This window comes from Mycobacterium sp. NGS67 (assembly GCF_059812185.1).
This window is the reverse complement of sequence record NZ_JCALCF010000002.1, coordinates 186299-203783: the sequence shown is the minus strand read 5'-3', so window position 1 is coordinate 203783 and position 17485 is coordinate 186299. Positions and strand designations below refer to the sequence as shown.

General features: G+C 67.6%; 15 protein-coding genes. 7 read left to right on the top strand and 8 right to left on the bottom strand.

Going from position 1 to position 17485, the window contains the following annotated elements; genetic code table 11:
• Positions 1-11: 11 nt before the first annotated feature.
• Positions 12-473: an SRPBCC family protein gene (locus AC5Y4D_RS02460; protein WP_500036255.1), complete on the bottom strand. Its 462-nt coding sequence runs from the start codon at positions 471-473 to the stop codon at positions 12-14.
• 217 nt (positions 474-690) lie between these two features.
• The gene (locus AC5Y4D_RS02455) at positions 691-1545 is read right to left on the bottom strand and encodes a rhomboid family intramembrane serine protease (protein WP_499991382.1); all 855 of its coding nucleotides are present in this window, start codon (positions 1543-1545) and stop codon (positions 691-693) included.
• 91 nt (positions 1546-1636) lie between these two features.
• Here AC5Y4D_RS02455 and AC5Y4D_RS02450 point away from each other — a divergent pair, with 91 nt between their 5' ends.
• Entirely contained in the window at positions 1637-1861 is a 225-nt protein-coding gene (locus AC5Y4D_RS02450) for a hypothetical protein (RefSeq protein ID WP_499943864.1), read from the top strand.
• A gap of 263 nt (positions 1862-2124) precedes the next feature.
• Entirely contained in the window at positions 2125-6966 is a 4842-nt protein-coding gene (locus AC5Y4D_RS02445; protein WP_500036254.1) for a cation-translocating P-type ATPase, read from the top strand.
• A 100-nt stretch (positions 6967-7066) separates the two neighbouring features.
• On the opposite strand, the gene AC5Y4D_RS02440 is transcribed toward AC5Y4D_RS02445, so the two are convergent.
• The 3 genes from AC5Y4D_RS02440 to AC5Y4D_RS02430 all read right to left on the bottom strand — a co-directional run bounded on the left by AC5Y4D_RS02440 (position 7067) and on the right by AC5Y4D_RS02430 (position 10632).
• A complete protein-coding gene (locus tag AC5Y4D_RS02440; RefSeq protein ID WP_500036253.1) occupies positions 7067-8629 on the bottom strand; it encodes an AMP-binding protein in 1563 nt (520 codons plus the stop codon).
• A 10-nt stretch (positions 8630-8639) separates the two neighbouring features.
• Positions 8640-9524, bottom strand: a complete 885-nt coding sequence (locus AC5Y4D_RS02435; RefSeq protein ID WP_500036252.1) for an SDR family NAD(P)-dependent oxidoreductase — start codon at positions 9522-9524, stop codon at positions 8640-8642.
• Between the two features lie 187 nt (positions 9525-9711).
• A complete protein-coding gene (locus tag AC5Y4D_RS02430) occupies positions 9712-10632 on the bottom strand; it encodes an oxygenase MpaB family protein (protein ID WP_500036251.1) in 921 nt (306 codons plus the stop codon).
• A gap of 131 nt (positions 10633-10763) precedes the next feature.
• Between AC5Y4D_RS02430 and AC5Y4D_RS02425 the strand changes: the two genes are divergently transcribed.
• From AC5Y4D_RS02425 to AC5Y4D_RS02405, 5 genes are read left to right on the top strand one after another with little or no spacing between them, the layout of a single operon-like run.
• Complete coding sequence (locus AC5Y4D_RS02425) at positions 10764-11399, top strand: TetR/AcrR family transcriptional regulator (RefSeq protein WP_499991388.1); 636 nt, start codon at positions 10764-10766, stop codon at positions 11397-11399.
• Positions 11392-13182 (top strand): glycoside hydrolase family 15 protein, encoded by a 1791-nt coding sequence (locus AC5Y4D_RS02420; protein ID WP_500036250.1) that lies wholly within the window; start codon positions 11392-11394, stop codon positions 13180-13182. The genes AC5Y4D_RS02425 and AC5Y4D_RS02420 overlap by 8 nt, the downstream gene beginning before the upstream one ends.
• A 44-nt stretch (positions 13183-13226) precedes the next feature.
• Positions 13227-13727 carry an oxidoreductase gene (locus AC5Y4D_RS02415; protein WP_500036249.1) on the top strand — a complete coding sequence of 167 codons (501 nt, stop codon included), beginning with the start codon at positions 13227-13229 and terminating at the stop codon, positions 13725-13727.
• A gap of 15 nt (positions 13728-13742) precedes the next feature.
• Entirely contained in the window at positions 13743-15233 is a 1491-nt protein-coding gene (locus AC5Y4D_RS02410; protein WP_500036248.1) for a molybdopterin-dependent oxidoreductase, read from the top strand.
• Positions 15234-15235: 2 nt separating this feature from the next.
• A complete protein-coding gene (locus tag AC5Y4D_RS02405; RefSeq protein WP_500036247.1) occupies positions 15236-15523 on the top strand; it encodes a hypothetical protein in 288 nt (95 codons plus the stop codon).
• On the opposite strand, the gene AC5Y4D_RS02400 is transcribed toward AC5Y4D_RS02405, so the two are convergent.
• From AC5Y4D_RS02400 to AC5Y4D_RS02390, 3 genes are read right to left on the bottom strand one after another with little or no spacing between them, the layout of a single operon-like run.
• On the bottom strand, positions 15520-15813 hold the full coding sequence (locus tag AC5Y4D_RS02400; protein WP_500036246.1) for a hypothetical protein: 294 nt from the start codon (positions 15811-15813) through the stop codon (positions 15520-15522). The two genes, AC5Y4D_RS02405 and AC5Y4D_RS02400, sit on opposite strands and share 4 nt — an antisense overlap.
• A gap of 10 nt (positions 15814-15823) precedes the next feature.
• Positions 15824-16894 (bottom strand): hypothetical protein, encoded by a 1071-nt coding sequence (locus tag AC5Y4D_RS02395; RefSeq protein ID WP_500036245.1) that lies wholly within the window; start codon positions 16892-16894, stop codon positions 15824-15826.
• The gene (locus AC5Y4D_RS02390; protein ID WP_500036244.1) at positions 16891-17376 is read right to left on the bottom strand and encodes a MarR family winged helix-turn-helix transcriptional regulator; all 486 of its coding nucleotides are present in this window, start codon (positions 17374-17376) and stop codon (positions 16891-16893) included. Before AC5Y4D_RS02390 ends, AC5Y4D_RS02395 begins: the two co-directional genes overlap by 4 nt.
• Positions 17377-17485 lie beyond the last annotated feature (109 nt).

Below are 17485 nucleotides of genomic sequence, written 5' to 3'. Positions count from 1 at the left end.
CAGCCCGCCGCTCAACGGGATTCGAAGTGACGCCGGATCCCGTCGAGCATCTTCGTGTGCGCGTCGACCGCCTCGCGCACGGTGAACGCGACCAACGGCCGCGGCGCGGCGAACCGGATCCGCTCGGTGACGCGGGTGCCGCCGTCGACGGATTGGAAACTCACCTTCGCGCGTAGCCGCACGCCCGGCCACTGGTCGGCTTCGGTGTGCACGTCGCCCTCGACCGGCACGTGCAGCCGCGCGCGGTAGCGGACCTTGGTTTTCAGCGGCCCCAACGGGATTCGGTCGACGACCCGGTAGCTCACCCGGTAGCCCGCGGGCGTGTCGTCGCGGGAGAACAACTGCACCGACACGATCAGCGGGTGCACCAGCCTGAGGTTGTCCAGGTCGACGTAGTACTCGCGTACCTGGGCCGGGGGCGCGGGCACGTCTGCGGTCAGCGTCCGTTCGGCTCGCCCTACCCACCACGCCACCAGGTCACCCTACGTGCGCGGACTAAGGCTCAGGCGCCTCCGCGGCTTTGGGTGTGCATCCTTGGCGTTGATTGTGAAATGACGGCTTTCGGGGTGAACCCACGGCGGAAAAATCGACGAGATCCCACCCAGGCTTCACCCTCAACACCCAGGCTTCACGCTCAACGCCCAGGCTTCACGCTCAACACCCAGGATTCACGCTCAACACGCCCACCGGCTAACCGAACTGCGCAACCAACTGCGCGGTCCGCCACCAGATCAACGCCGCGAAGACGACCAGGGTCGCGGCCGTCGCCGCCGCTTGCACGAGGTCTCGCCGCTGCCGGGGGGCGTACACGTACGCCGCGGCGACCAATCCGCCGGTCACCAGACCGCCCACATGCCCTTGCCAGCTGATCTGATGGGAACTGACCGCCGGCACCACAAAGGTGAACGCGAGGTTGAGGACGATGACGGCGACGATCATACGGACGTCGAGGTTGAGCCGCTTGGCCACCACGAAGATGGCCGCGAACAGTCCGTAGATCGCACCCGAGGCACCTGCCGTCGCGGTGTTCAACGGCGCCAGCAGATAGACCAGCACCGAACCACCCAGCCCGCTCAACGCGTACAGACCGACGAATCTCAACCGGCCCAGCCACTGCTCCAGCGGTGCTCCCACGAAGTAGAGCGCCAGCATGTTGAGCAGCAGATGCTGGGGTCCGTAGTGCAGAAACGCCGAGGTCACCAGGCGGTACAACTCGCCGCCCGCGACCGCCGGCGGCCACAGCGTGAAAGCCCGTTGCGCATCGACCGACAGGTACTCCGCGACGAACGCCAGCACGTTGATCGCGATCAGCACGTAGGTGACCACCGGCCGACCGGCGCGCTCCCGCCCGCCGAACTGGGTGCGGGGCTGCCGGATGCTGGCCGCACCCGCCTGGACACATTCCACGCACTGATGCCCGACGGCGGCGCTGCGCATGCAGTCCCCACAGATCGGCCGCTCGCATCGGGTGCACCGGAGGTAGGTCTGGCGGTCGGGATGCCGGTAGCAGGTCGGCGCATCGGCCGGCAGCTGCGGTGTATTCATTGCGCCCATTCTTGCCTGCCACACCGGCACGCCGTCGAATGGGCAGGCGAGCTATTCCCTTCCCCCGCTCGGTTCACCTACTGTGATTCGGGTGGAGTCAAACGGAACCCCAGAATTGGTGGCCGTCGAAAATCTGCATTCCGGTGACCCGATCACCGACGGTGGTCAGCGCTACATAGTTCTCGAGTCCAAAGCCGTCGGCGACGGCTGCGTGGTTCTTGAATTGGAGTCCCGAGTGGACCACCACCTGCAGGTTATCGAAAAGTCTTTTCCGACCGGCTATCACGTCAACCGGGCACATCACCGAACTCTCTAGATAATTCGTCGATCCGACTCCTCGGCCGGGATCGCGCGACGAGTAGCCGCTCGACGGCTACCGCCGGCTCATGTTTTCCGCCACCATCGAGCCGCCGCCGCGCTTCCTCGCCCGCCCGCCGATAGCCTGTCGAATTTCGTCTGCCACTTCGCCTTTCAGGTTGTCGCCGACGGGGTATCCCGGCGGCTATCCGCGGGCCGTGTGGACAGGTCACCGAGGCGCCGGAAGGATTGGCACGGTAGACGTCAGCGAAGGGTGATGAATTGAAGATTCCGGGTGTGGCCGACATCGTCGGCGCTCTCACCGGAGGGGCAACGCAGATCGTGCGTGCCGGTGTCCAGGGTGCCGCCGACACGGCCGACGCGGTGCAGAAGCTGACCAGTCCGGTCGCCGAGCTGGTCGGCCCGGTGGTGCAGTCGGTGGCGCACACCACCGGCCGGGCGGTCGGTTTGGGTGGTTCCACCGACGGCGCGCCCGAGCCCGTCACCCCGCCGGTACGGTGGGAGAGCGGACGACGAGTGCACCTGGATCTCGACCCGCTGCTGCCCTTCCCCCGGTGGCACGAGTACGCGCCGGTGATCGAGGAGCCGGTTCGGCGCCTCCCGGGAGTGGCCAGCGCTCACGTCGAAGGTGCCCTGGGCCGGCTGGTCGTGGAAATCTCCGACGGCGCGGACGTCGATGACGTGTTGGAGGAGGTGCGCGACACCGCCACAGCGGTGGCGCGTGATCTCGCTGAGTCGGGGAAGGCCTCCGCACCCCGGGCTGCCCCGTTCGCTGACCCGGGCAACCCGTTGGCGATCCTGGTGCCGCTGACCGCGGCGGCAATGGACGCCGTGGCGGTGGGCGCCGCGGTGACCGGGTGGTTCACCCGGATGCCCGTAGCCCCGAGCAGCGCCAAGGCAGCGGCGGCACTGATCAACTACCAACCGCGGGTGGTGTCCGCGCTGGAGTCCCGGCTCGGCCGGGTCGGCACCGACATCGTCCTGAGCGGTTCGACCGCGCTGGCCTACGGATTGAGCCAGTCCATCAGCACGCCGCTGCTGGACCTCGTGCAGCGCAGCCTGCAGCTGTCCGAGGCCGCGGCGCACCGGCAGCGGTGGCGGGAACGGGAGCCGCAACTCGCCTCACCCGACCGGCCGCAGGCTCCGGTGGTCCCGGTCCTGTCGTCGGCCGAGGTCGAGCACACCCCGCGGCACAACTGGGCGGCCGCGGCCGCGGGCGAGGCCTCGCACGTCGTCGTCGACGGCGCCATCGATTCCGCGATCGACCAGGACAAGCGCGCGATGAAGGGCCCGGTCGAGGAGTACGGAGCCCAGGCCGCCAGCGGTTCGGTGGTGGCGGCGGCAGGAGCGCTGTTCGCCGGGGGCGGTGCCGCCGAGGCAGCCGAAGCGATCCTGGCCGGCGTGCCGAAAGCCGCGCACGTCGGCCGTGAGGCGTTCGCGACCACCTTGGGGCGCGGATTGGCGAACGCGGGGTTGCTGTTGCTCGACCCGGGCGCGCTGCGGCGGCTGGATCGGGTGAAGGTGGTGGTGATCGACGGCGCCGCATTGCGCGGTGATCACCGGGCGGTCCTGCGCGCGCAGGGCGACGAGCCGGGTTGGGACGACGACCGCGTCTACGAGGTGGCCGACGCGCTGCTGCACGGGGAGGAAGCTCCCGAGCCCGACCCCGACGAGTTGCCCGCCGTCGGCGCCCGGCTGAAATGGATTCGGCCGCAAGGGTCCTCGGCGACGCCGGCACAGGGCCTCGAGCACGCGGACCTGATCAACGACGGCGAACGGGTCGGCGGCGTCGACGTCGGTTGGGAAGTCGACCCCTTCGCGATCCCCCTGCTGCAGACCGCTCACCGCACCGGAGCCCGGGTGGTGTTGCGTCATGTGGCAGGCACCGAAGACCTCTCGGCCAGCGTCGGTTCGACGCACCCGCCCGGCACGCCGCTGTTGAAGCTGGTCCGGGACCTCCGTATCGACCGCGGGCCCGTGCTGCTGATCACCGCCCTGCACCGCGACTTCGCGTCGACCGACACGCTGGCGGCGCTGGCCATCGCCGACGTCGGCGTCGCCCTGGACGACCCGCGCGCCGCCACACCGTGGACGGCCGACATCATCACCGGCACCGACCTGGCCGCCGCGGTGCGGATCCTGTCGGCGCTGCCGGTGGCGCGCGCGGCCAGCGAATCCGGAGTGCATCTGGCTCAGGGCGGCACCACGCTGGCCGGCCTGCTGCTGGTCACCGGTGAGGACGGCAGAACCACCAACACCCCGTCGCTGCGGCGCTGGCTCAACCCGGTCAACACCGCCGCCGCGACAGCTATGTTGTCCGGATCCTTCTCGGCGGCCCGGGTGCTGCGACTGCCCGATCCCACCCCGCAGCCGCTGACCGCCTGGCACGCCCTGGATCCCGAGATCGTGTACTCGCGCCTGTCCGGCGGGTCGCGCCCGATCGCGGTCGAACCGGGCACCTCGACCTGGCGACGCCGCCTCGACGACCTGTCGTACGCGCCGCTGATCTCGCCGCTGCGGGGCCCGGTGCAGGTGCTGGGCCGGCTGGCTTCGGCCACGCGAGTCGAGCTGAGCGATCCACTGACCCCGATTCTGGCGGTCGGTGCCGCGGCGTCGGCCATCGTCGGAAGCAATGTGGACGCGTTGCTGGTGGCCGGCGTGATGGGGGTCAACGCCCTGACCGGTGGTGTGCAGCGGCTGCGCGCCGAGGCCGCCGCGGCCGAGCTCTTCGCCGAACAGGACCAGCTGGTGCGACGCGTGGTGGTGCCCGCGGTGGCGACGACGCGGCGCCGGCTGGAGGCCGCGCAGCACGCCACCCGCACCGCCACCGTGTCAGCAAAGAAGCTGCGTCCCGGCGACGTCATCGACGTGGCCGCGCCGGAGGTGGTGCCGGCCGATGCGCGGCTGCTGGTGGCCGAGGACCTCGAAGTCGACGAGTCCTTCCTCACCGGCGAGTCGCTGCCGGTTCACAAACAGGTCGATCCGGTCGCCGTCAACGATCCCGAGCGTGCCTCCATGCTGTTCGAGGGCAGCACGATCGTCGCCGGACGTGCGCGGGCGATCGTGGTCGCCACCGGTGTCGGTACCGCCGCTCAGCGGGCCATCTCGGCAGTCGCCAACGTGGAGACCTCGGCCGGTGTGCAGGCCCGGCTGCGCGACCTGACGTCCAAGGTGCTGCCGCTCACCCTGGCGGGTGGCGCGGCGGTGACCGGTTTGGCGTTGCTGCGCCGGACCACGCTGCGCCAGGCGGTTGCCGACGGGGTCGCGATCGCCGTCGCCGCCGTTCCGGAGGGGTTGCCGCTGGTGGCCACGCTGTCCCAGCTCGCCGCCGCACAGCGACTGACCGCGCGCGGGGTGTTGGTGCGGTCGCCGCGCACCATCGAGGCGCTGGGCCGGGTCGACACCATCTGCTTCGACAAGACCGGGACCCTGACCGAGAACCGGCTGCGCGTGGTGTGCTCGGTGCCGAGCAGTGCCGGGCCGGGAGACCCGCTGCCCGAGCGCACGGATGCGCGTTACGCCGAGGTGCTGCGCGCCGCGGCGCGCGCGTCCACGCAACCCCAGAATGGCGAAGGACACGCGCACGCGACCGACGAAGCGATCATCAACGCCTCGAATTCACTGAACGGACAAGGCGATTCGGACTGGACGATCCTCGCCGACGTGCCGTTCGAATCCAGTCGGGGCTTTGCCGCTTCGATCGGCATCGGATTGGACGCGGACGCGACGCCGATGTTGATGATCAAGGGCGCACCGGAGGTGATCCTGCCCCGCTGCCGATTCACCGATCCCGGAGCCGAGCGGGAGCAAGCCGAATCGTTGGTGCACCACCTCGCCGAGCGGGGGCTGCGGGTACTCGCCGTGGCGCAACGCACATGGGAAAACGGCACCGCCGAGGACGAGGACACCGACCCCGAAGCCGTCGACGTCGCCGCGCACGACCTCGAACTGCTCGGCTATGTGGGACTGGCGGACACGGCGCGGGAGTCCGCCCGGCCGCTGATCGAGCAGCTGGTGGCGGCGGACCGCAACGTCGTGCTGATCACCGGGGACCATCCCGTCACCGCACGAGCGATCGCCTGTCAGCTGGGTTTGCCCGAGGACGCGCGGGTGGTGACCGGCGCCGAACTGGTCGGCATGGACGAGGAGGGCCACGCCAAGCTCGCCGACGACGTCCAGGTCTTCGCCCGGGTCAGTCCGGAACAGAAGGTACAGATCGTGGCGGCGCTGCAACGCTGCGGCCGGGTGACCGCGATGGTGGGCGACGGCGCCAACGACGCCGCCGCCATCCGGATGGCCGACGTAGGCATCGGGGTCAGCGGTCGGGGCTCCTCGGCCGCCCGCACCGCCGCCGACATCGTCCTGACCGACGACGACCTCGGTGTCCTGCTCGACGCACTGGTTGAGGGCCGCAGCATGTGGACCGGGGTGCGCGACGCGGTCACCATCCTGGTCGGCGGCAACGTGGGCGAGGTCCTGTTCACCATCCTGGGCACCGCGTTCGGCCAAGGACGGGCACCGGTGGGAACCCGACAGCTGTTGTTGGTCAATCTGCTCACCGACATGTTCCCGGCTCTTGCTGTCGCCGTCACCTCGCAGTACGACGACCCAGAGGAAGACGACGACCTCTCGCCCGAAGAGGTCGACGAGGAGCGCCGGATACGTCAGCGCGAGGTGCTGACCCAGCCGACGCCGTCACTCGGTGACGCCCTGATGCGTCAGATCGTCAACCGCGGCGTGATCACGGCCGCCGGCGCGACGGCGGCGTGGGCCATCGGGCGGTGGACGCCCGGTACCGAAAGACGCACCTCCACAATGGGTTTGACGGCTCTGGTGACCACTCAGCTGGCGCAGACGCTGGTGACCCGCAGCCACAGCCCGCTGGTGGTGGCCACGGCCCTGGGCAGTGCGGGGGTATTGGTCGGCATCATCCAGACTCCGGTGCTGAGTCAGTTCTTCGGATGCACCCCGCTGGGCCCGGTGGCCTGGACCGGCGTGATCGGTGCGACGGCGGGCACGACCGCGATCTCGGTGCTGGCCCCGCAATGGCTGGCCAAGACCGTCGAGGCCGTGCAGCCCGAACTGGAGGAAGGCGCCGAGTAGCTTAGGCCCCGATTCGGCCGCGAGCGTCCCCAAAATGCCACTCAATCCGGTGTTTTGGCGTACATATGAGCGCCCTCGCCGAATACCAGGCGCCCATGAGCTAGCCGGACAGTTCCCGGCGTATCACCTTGCCCGCGGGATTGCGCGGGATGCTCTCGACGATCGCAATATCCCGGGGCTGCTCGAAACGGGAAACCTTGCCCTTCAGGAACTCTCGTATCGCCGACTCGTCGACATCGGCGTCCGGCCGCAATACCACGAAGGCGGCCAGGCGCTTGCCGAACTGTTCGTCGGCCACGCCCACCACCGCGTTCTCGGCGATGTCGGGATGACCGGCCAACGCGTTCTCCAGCGCACGGGGATAGACGTTCTCGCCGCCGGAGACGATCATGTCGTCCTCGCGACCCACGATGTACAGCCGGCCCGCCTCGTCGAGATAACCCATATCACCGGTGCTGGCCATGCCGTCAATCACCGCTTTGGCGCCACCGCCGATATAACCCTGCGAATTCAGTTCGCCGCCGACGAATATGCGACCGGTGACTCGTGGCCCAACCGGTTTGCCACTGCGGCTGTAGATGCGGACCGGGCAACCGGCGACGGGCCTGCCGACGGTCTCTGGAAAGCGGCGCAACTCCGACGGTGTCGCCAGCGAACCGATGCCGACCTCGGTGGAGCCGTACAGGTTGTAGACGACGTCGCCGTAGGCGTCCATGAACCGCCGGGCCAGCCCGGGGTCGAGCCGGTCACCGCTGGATACCACAACCCGCAAGGCCGGCAACGGGTTTCGCTTTCGGACCCGCTCGGGCAGGTCGAGGAGACGGGACAGCATGATCGGCACCGCACTCATCGCGTCGGCCCGATGCAACGAGGCCTGCGCCAGGGTCGCTTCGGCGTCGAAGCGACGGTGGGTCAGGACCGTGCCGCCCAGGCTCACGGTGAGCGTCAGCATGCCGAACCCCAGACCGTGAAACATCGGCGTTGCCATGGCCATTCGGGTTCCGGCATGCAGCCCGGTGCGCTGCAGAATCGTCACACCGACGCCCAGACCGGAACTCACCTTCGGACTGCGCGGCACACCCTTGGGCACACCCGTGGTGCCCGACGTCAGCAGGATGATCCGGCCTGAGCGCGCGACCTTGGGCCGGGAGCGCCCGCCGCCCGGTTCGACCTGCTCCGGGTCGATCGCCGTGACGGATTCGGCGGTCTGGTGTATCTGGTGCAGAAACTCGTTGTCGCAGAACATCGTCCGGACCCGATTGACGTCCAGGGCTCCGGCGAGCGCGTCGGTGCGAAATTCCGTGTTCACCAACACGACGTCCGCGCCGACCAACCCGGTGGCGAAGACCGCGGCGAGGAAGTTGCGCCCGTTTCGGCACATCACACCGACCGGCTGCCCCGGCTCGACACCGGCGTCCAGCAGTGCGCGGCCCAGTGAATCGGTCATCGCCTGCAGCTGGTGGTAACTCAGCGCGCCGTCGTCGTCGATGATCGCGGTGCGGTCCGGCCAGCGTGCCGCCGAAATCGCCAGCAGCGTATACAGATTCGTGCCGCTGCGAGCGACCTCACGTACCAGCCGCAGCGCCGCCACCGGACCCGGCGGGGCGAGCAACCCCGATGACAGCACCGCACGAGCCGCCGTACCCAGCACGCTGTCCGCCATGACCGTCACGCTAACCCGATGCCCCGCGACCGCTCGAAGCCGGCTCGGCGAAGAACCGCCGGTGCCATAGCCGCGCCGCACTTTCGGCCGGGCCGGCCAGCAGCACCGACGCGAGTTCGGCCGGCCACACCCACGGCGGTTCGCTGGTGCGCGGCCGTTCGATGATCGCTTTGGCGATCGCGTCAGCGGCCTCATCCGGCGTCAACCCGGGCAGCCTGCCCAACACCGGGGTGGGCTCGATCATCCGGGTGCGCACCAGCGCGAAGTAGATGGTCGTGACGTCGACGCCGTCGCCGTGCAGTTCCGGGGCCACGCTGCGCAGCCACCGGTCGAAAGCCCCTTTGGACGCTTGATAAGCGCCCCACTGCGGACCGGGCACCACGCGCACACCGACACTGGACACGTTGACGATGTGCCCACCACCGGCCTCGCGCATCGCCGGCAGCAGTCCCAGCAGCAGCCAGATCGGCCCGAGGTAGTTGATGTCGATCGTGCGCTGGAAATCGTGCGGCCGGTCGTACTGGTGGTGCAGCGACCTGCGCAGCGACTTTCCCGCGTTGCTCACCACGATGTCCAGCGGGCCGTGGTTCTCGTTGATCTGCTTGGTCAGCACGCTGACGGCGGCTTCGTCGCTCAGATCGGTCGGGTAGGCCGCGGCCTGTCCCCCACCGGCGTTGATCGCGGCCGCGAGGTCCTCGAGCCGCTCGGCCGATCGCGCCACGAGCAGCACGCCGGCCCCGGCTGCGGCCAACTTGCGGGCGGTCGCCTCGCCGATGCCGTACGAAGCACCGGTCACCAGCACGGTCTTGCCGGAGACGGCGTTGCGCAACTTGTCCGGGTCCGCCACGCGCGCGGGATTGGCCAGCCGGTCAAGAACCGCCGCTACCAGATTCATGGGTCCGGGTCTCCCGATCGCTCTTCGATCTGCCTCGAACCATCATGACCCACGGTCACCGTGCGGGTGCATGGGACTTCCCATCCCGCGACGGCGACCCGCAAGCGGGACTAGGCGGGATCGCAAGAGCGGCCGCTAGGCCGCTCGCAGCGGGTCACGGCCATCGGACTAGGCGGCTGTCAATCTCTCAGTTGAGCCGCTTGCGCGGGTCGACCCCCACCCGCTCCCACGCATCCGCCGCCCAGGGCGTGTAGATCACGCGCACCGGCAACCGGTTCAACACCGGATTGAGCGCCCGCATGACGGCGGCGAAGCGCTGAAAACGCTTCTCCTTCTTGTCGTTCCACTCCAGTTCGCACACCTCGCGCATCTGCGGCGGACACGTTCCGACGATCACCAGCCGAGCGTATGCGTTCAGCGGCGCGGACAGGATCCGCCAGATCGGCCGCGGAATCCGGCGCGGCGCCGGGATGCCTTTCCGGATGTAACCGGTGCCGTACAACACGGTCTTGTGCGGCACGAAGCGTTCCAGCATGCCGTCCCAGTAGGCGACGAACTGGTCGTAGGTCTGCGGCTGCCCGCGGTCACTGACGCCGTAGAGGCTGAACCAGACCTTGCTCTCCTGAAAAATCTGCTCCTTCTCGGCGTACGACAACCGCCGGATGAAGGTGTCGGTGTTGTAGAGCACCTGGTCGACGAAGGTCGCGTGCGCCCAGTAGAACAGCTCGGGATTCAGCGCGTGGTAGCGCGAGCCGTCGCTGATGGTGCCCTTGATCGGCTTGTGGAAGTCGCGCACGGTTCGGCCCCAGGCGTGCGGATCGTCGGAGTACACCGTCTTCATCAGGGGCGGACCGGTCCGCTTGGCCCGACCGATCGTGTCGCTGAAGATCACCGAATGGTCCAGCACGCCCTGGCCCAGCTGTTCGATGCAGTTCTCGGTGCCCGCGACGCGTTGGAAACCGAAGATCTGGGTGCGGTGGTCCCCGTAGAACTTCCAGATGAGCGAATCCGGACCGAGCACCGGTGCCGTCTCGTCGATCTCGTCGACGACCATCGGCGTCCCCTCGCGCACGCCGGTGTCGAAGTCCAGATCCAATTCAGCCGTCATGGTGTCCCCCGGTTGTGAAGCACAGACACAAAATTGTACTTTTGTTTCACCTTACCCTTAGTCGACCCAGCGACCAATGTGGTGACCACCACAGCGCCGGCGCCACACGCGGTGCAGAGAGAATCACAGTCATGCCGTCCAAGATGGGCCCACAGGCGTCGGCCGACCTCACCGACCTCGACCGCACCATCCTGGACACCGCCCGCGCCATCTTCGAGACCTACGGGGTGCGCCGGGCCAACATCGAGGACATCGCCGCCCGCGCGGGCGTCAGCCGCAGCACCATCTACCGCCGCTTCCCCAGCAAGGACGCCCTTTTCGAGGCGGTAGTGCGACGAGAAGGCAAGCTTTTCTTCACCACTCTGGACCACGCCACCAGCGGCCGGAACCCGCAGGAGGCGGTCATCGAGGCGTTCGCCCTCGGCGTCAGACTCATCCAGGATTCCCCGCTGTATTCGCGCATCGCCGAGAGCGAACCCGAGTTGTTCGGGATGTTCTCCCGTTCGCAGGTCTTTCCGATCAACCAGTTCGCCGACGGGATCGCCCACACCCTGCGCCGCTGCGGCGCCGACATGCCCGAGGCGGACCTGGCCAACATCGCCGACATCCTGCTGCGGGTGGCCGTCGGCATCATCGTGTTCCCCACCGACCGCCTCGACACCTCGGACCCCCAGGCCGTCCGCCACTATGCGGCGCACTACCTGGTCCCAATCATTGACAGCAAGTCCCCAGGTCACGCTTGTAGCGTGGTCAGGGCCGATGAATGACAAGCAAGCCAGTGCAGGATTGTTGTCTCCGCACGTGTTACGCGACTACGCGTTGCTCGCCGACGGAGAGCGGGGAGTCGTCGTCGGACCGCGTGGTGACTATTGCTGGATGTGCCTGCCGCGCTGGGACAGTCCGGCGGTCTTCAGCTCACTGCTAGGTGGGCGCGGTGCCTACGTCGTGTGCCCGGCCGACACCGGGTTCGTGTGGGGCGGCCACTATGAGAAGCGATCGCTGATCTGGCGGTCGCGGTGGGTGACCACCGACGGCATTGTCGAATGCCGAGAAGCGTTGGCGTATCCCGGTGATCGGCACCAGGCGGTATTGCTGCGCCGCATCTCCGCGCTCGACCGTCCGGTGCAAGTGCGGATCGTGCTGGACCTACGCGCCGACTTCGGCGCCGAGCCGATGCGCGATCTGCGCCGCACGGAAGGGATTTGGACCGGCCGTTGCGGACCACACCGGTTCCGCTGGACCGGTGCGCACGACGCGCAACGCTGCGCAGACGGTTTGCTCGAGCTGATCGTGCAGGTGCTGCCGGGACAGGACCGCGACCTGGTCCTGGAATGCTCGGACCGGGAATTGAAATCCGGCCCGGTGCGGCCCGATGACGCCTGGCGGCGGACCGAAAGTGCTTGGCACGACGCGGTTCCCGACGTCTCGGGCACCCTGGCCGATGTCGATGCCGAACTCGCCTACGCGGTGCTGCGCGGCCTGACCAGCAGCGGGGGCGGCATGGTTGCGGCGGCGACGATGTCGCTGCCGGAGCGCGCCGAACAGGGCCGCAACTACGACTACCGGTATTGCTGGATCCGCGACCAGTGTTACGCCGGACAGGCGATCGCCGGTGCCGGTGGCTACCCGTTGCTCGACGATGCTGTGCGGTTCGTCAGCGAGCGCGTGCTGGCCGACGGACCCCGACTCCAGCCGGCCTACTCGGTGGACGGCAGCGCGCTGCCGCGGGAACGGGATCTCGATCTGCCCGGTTATCCCGGTGCCGTGGTCAAGAGCGGCAACTGGGTGACCGACCAGTTCCAGCTCGACGCCTGCGGTGAGGCGCTGCTCCTGCTGGCCGCGGCGGCACGCCTCGACCGCCTCGACAGCGATCACTGGCGCGCGGCGCAGACGTTGGCGCAGACCATCGAGGACCGGTGGCGCGAGCCCGACGCCGGCATCTGGGAGTTGGCCGACAAGCATTGGGCGCACTCGCGATTGACGTGCGCGGCGGGATTACGACACATCAGTGAGGTGGCACCGGCACCGCAGGGTTCGCAATGGCGGCAACTGGCCGACCAACTGATCTCGAGCACCGACTCGGACTGTTTGCATCCAACGCGCAGATGGCAACGGGCACCGGATGATTCGCGGATCGACGCCGCACTGCTCATCCCGGCGATCCGGGGCGCGGTGCCGTCCAATGATCCACGGACGGTGAGGACCATCGAAGCTGTGCGTGCCGAGTTGGGAAGACACGGATTCGTCTATCGCTTCCAGCCGGACGAGCGGCCGTTGGGTGAGGCGGAAGGAGCATTCCTGTTGTGCGGCTTCCTGATGGCGTTGGCCGATCACCAACAGGGCAACACCGTCCTGGCGGTGCGATGGTTCGAACGCAACCGGACCGCTTGCGGCTCACCGGGTCTGTTCGCCGAGGAATTCGACGTCACGCAGCGCCAACTGCGGGGAAACCTGCCGCAGGCGTTCGTCCACGCGCTGTTGTTCGAGACGGCGCATCGGCTCGCCGACGGCGATGGCGGGCCGATCGGCAGCGGGACCGGTCGCCGGTGACCCGCGGCGCGTTTGCCACCACCTCCCGCGGGTATCTCCCACTGGTGGTCGGTTTAGTCGGACGGCTATGGCTCAGAGTCTGGCACGGCATCCTGTCGTCTCGACTGCTCACGTTCGACGGGTGGATCGCTTTCGATCTGCCCCGGACGGTGACCGCGATCGGTGAAGTCCTGTTGCTCGGCCTAGTTGCCGTCCACGTCTATGTCCTCACCACTGGGCCGAGTTTGCCCGGTTATTTCATCGGCTACGCGGTGGCACTGATCGCCGGTTGCCTGCTTGCCGCGACGGCGCTGGTGGCGAAGGTCAACGATGCTGTGCCGCAACGGGGTTGGTATCTCGGCAGCTTCGTCTGCGTGGTCTTCCTCGGAATTTACCTGGGCAGCAGGCTGATCGGCTTACCCGGCCTTGCAGCGTTGACCGGTCGGTGGGATGTGGCGCCCGGAACGTTGGCGATGGCGCTGGCCGCTGGCTTCGTCGCCGTGCACGTCACGGTTCTTTCCGGGGTGAACGTGGCTTATCCACGCCGGCAAGGCTGGCAAGACTGAACGGATCCTTCTGCGATGACAACTCTGGATTACCCGGCGTGGCTGCGCATCGAGCACTGGCTCAACGTGCTGTTCGTGACGTTGATCATCCGCAGCGGCATCGAAATCCTCGCCACCCACCCCAAGCTGTATTGGCACGACGACAGCAGACCGGGCACCGAATGGGCGCGGTTCACCCGCAAGGTGATGCCGCGCGACCGGTTATACGACACCCTCGACGAAGAGGAGACCTACCACCCGATTGTCGCCTTACCCGGCCACGCACAACTCGGCATGGGCCGCCACTGGCACTTCTTCGCGGTGATCGGCTGGATTCTGCTGGGCCTGTCCTACTACGTGCTGTTGTTCGCCACCGGCCAGTGGCACCGGTACTGGCCGGCTTCCTGGTCGATCTTCTCGACCGCCTGGGACGACGTCGTCACCTATCTGAGTTTCAACTTGCCGCCGCTGCTGCCCGGCGAACCGATGGACGCCATGCAGAAATTGACCTACGCCGGCGTCGTCTTCGTGCTCGCGCCGTTCCAGATCCTCACCGGCGCTGCGCAATCCCCCGCGATCGCAGCACGATTCCCGTGGTACGTCCGAATGTGGGGCGGTCGCCAGTGGGCGCGCAGCCTGCACTTCCTGGGTTTGCTCGCCTTCCTGATATTCATCGTGATCCATCTTTCAATGGTCTTCTTCTGGGGCTGGGGTCCGCTGACCGCCTCGATGATCTTCGGCTCGGTGCGCAACACCACGCTGGCCACGGTGCTGTCGCTGGTGATCATCGCGGCAATCGTCGCCGTCCATGCCGCAGCAACGATCTGGAGCCTGCGCAGACCCCGGTCGGTCCAGCGGGTGCTGGGCGCGGTGGTCAACCTCGCACGCCGGGTTCTGCTGCGTCCGCTGGATTCTCGGCAGGACTATCCTGCGGAGAAAATCTCCGAGTCCCATCGGGTCAACGGAAAGCCCCCGGCCAGCACCGAATACAAGGTGATGGCGGTGCACAACTTCGTCGATTGGCGATTGCGCGTCGGCGGTCTGGTGGAAAACCCGGTGACCCTGGACCTGGCCGCGCTGCGCGCCCTCGCCGGCCGGCAATCACAGCGAGTCATGCATCACTGTGTGCAGGGCTGGACCAGCATCGGCGAGTGGAGCGGGATTCCGCTGGCCCAGCTCGCGGACTTGGTGCGACCGCTGCCGCAGGCCAGGTACGTCTGCTTCCTGACGATGCAGGACAACGACCGGGACGAGCCCGCCTCCCACGGCGGCGGACAGTTCTACGAGGTGATCGACCTCGAACTCGTCTACAAGCCCCAGACGTTGCTTGCCTACGAGATGAACGGTCAGCCCTTGCCGATTCAACACGGCGCACCGCTGCGGCTCCGGGTGGAAACCCAAGTCGGTTTCAAGATGGCCAAGTGGATCAGCCAGATCGAGTTCATCAACGACTATGCCGGTATCGGCAAGGGCACCGGTGGGTGGCGGGAAGACAACGTCTACTACGACAAGAATGTGGAGATCTGAACATGGCCGAGGTACCGGTCCGGCCCGAGCTGTTCGACTTGAACGACGCTTCCCGACAACGGGTTTCCGAACAGATCGCGGCCAAAGGCGGCTACTGCGACGGCTGCGGCGCGACCGGCTTTCAGATCGGAGATGCCCTGTACCTGGGCTACCTGTTCCTCAACGAGGACTTGGACGCCTACATGATCGCGCTGACCTGCCGCAATCCCGAGTGCCCCAAGCCGCGCAGCGGCATCGTGCTGCACCGTGACGAGTTCTTGGCTCCAGACACCGAACCCGTCGCGAGTTAGTCTGTGGCCGAACGGAGTTGCGGCTCGGCAAGCTCGAAGCGACCGATCAGTGCTGTCAGCGCGCGTAGTTCGTCACACAGCGACCGGAATTCCCGCTTACCGGTCTCGTCGAGTTGATTCAACGAGTTGAAGTGCACCAGGCGGGGAAGGCGTCCGGCCAATGCGGTGCCCCACCTGATGCTGAAGTTGTAGATCTCGCCCTCGCTCACCGCATCTCGTTGTCCCAGCTGCTTGAGCGCCTCGATCTGTTCGCGGAGGAACTCGAGGTCGTCATCGATATTCACCGACACTCGGCCCCCTTCACAGGCGCGGTTTCGCCACGCTGATCACATATTTGGCGCCCTGCAGGGTGAGGTACACCCGGTGCGGGCCCACCGCCAGGCCCGATACCGGCGCGGATTGCACCGGACCAGCCGGTAGGCCGGCACGATAGTCGGCGACATGAACTATCGGTATCGTCTGGCGCGGGTACCCGATGATGCTGGCCGACTCCAGCACCACCAGCTGATGATCGGTTGCGGCGTAGATGCGGGTCTCGTCAGTGCCGAGCGCAAGCACCGGCGACGGCAACCTGGTTTGGGCCAGCACCTCCAATCCCGTTCCGCCACGGCGGGAATCGACCGCATACAGCACCGGATCGTCGCGGCCTGCCACGTAGCTGCGCGTCACCTTCGTCCCGTCTCCGGCCGACACCGCGACGTCCATGCGGATCGAACCGCGTTCCGTGGGCGGCGAAGACGGACCTTTGTAATAGCCGATACCCGACGGGCCGAAGACGTGGTAGTCGATGGAGCGTCCGCGGTTGGCCCCGTCGATCGCGTCCGCGGGAGCATCGAGCTTGGCGGAGGCCAACTTCCGATGTCCGTACTCCTCGACGGGCGTGACCGAAGACCCGTCGGCTGACAGCGCGAGCAGCACCCGCAGGCCCGCGTCTTCGGAGAGATACGCCGGCGCCGGTCCGGCGTCGACGTAGTCGATTGGCTGCAAGCTCGCCAGGTCGACCACCGCAACCCTGCCGCGCTGCGGTTGCGGTAGGAAAACCCGTCCTTCGTCCCGGCGACTGATTTGCAGGTTGCGCCCGCTGGCCAGCGGAGGTGAAAGCCGCGTCCGGGTCTTGGCCGGGTCGGCGGGATCGGTTACTTCGGCGAGTCGCTGATCGTCGGTGAGGGCAACCAGGGTGTTCCTGCGGTATGACCACACGGGTGCGTGCAGCGCCGCATCGACCGGGCTTGCCACCGTCTCGGGGGTGGCTTCGAGGGTGTGTCCGGGCGCCGCACAACCCGCGACCAGGATGGTGGCTACCGCGGCTACGGCACACCAGCAAGCCGACCGGCGCCGGCGGTCGTCGCGGTGCGGCTCCGCGCTTGTCACGTTCGCTGCTCGGTCAGCTTCTCGCGGGCCGCAGTGAACGCCCGGGCGCCCCGCAGCAGGGCGGCGCGGTCGTCGTCGTTCATCTGTCCCACAACGGTTTTCAATGCATTCTTGCGCAACGTGAGCAATTCCCGCAGCACCGTGCGCCCGCTCGGGGTGAGCTCGAGCAGGGTGGCACGGCGGTTTGTCGGTGAGACGCGCCGGGTGATCCAACCGGCCTCGGCGAGGCGGTCGCTGAGCCGGCTCGCGGTCGACGGCAGCAGGTTCAGATCGTCACCGAGTTCGGTGACCAGGCTCGGGCCCAGGCGCTCCAGCGACTGCAGTGCGTGCAGCGCACCCAGGCTTATCTTCTTCTCCATCTCTTCGAGCACCCCGACGTTGATGTCGAGAAATCCGCGGGTCGCCGCTTCCAGCTCGGCGGCAAAGTCATCGAACGCCCCCGCGGTCGCGTCAAGGCGACTCTTGTTCCGCGCTGAGACCATCCCGCTCCCTTCGTACCCGCACAATACATCCCCGGCTCATATATTGCACTGAGATTATCCTGTGTATTGCATGTCGTGCGCGCCGCATGAACTAGGCGTATTGTCCGGT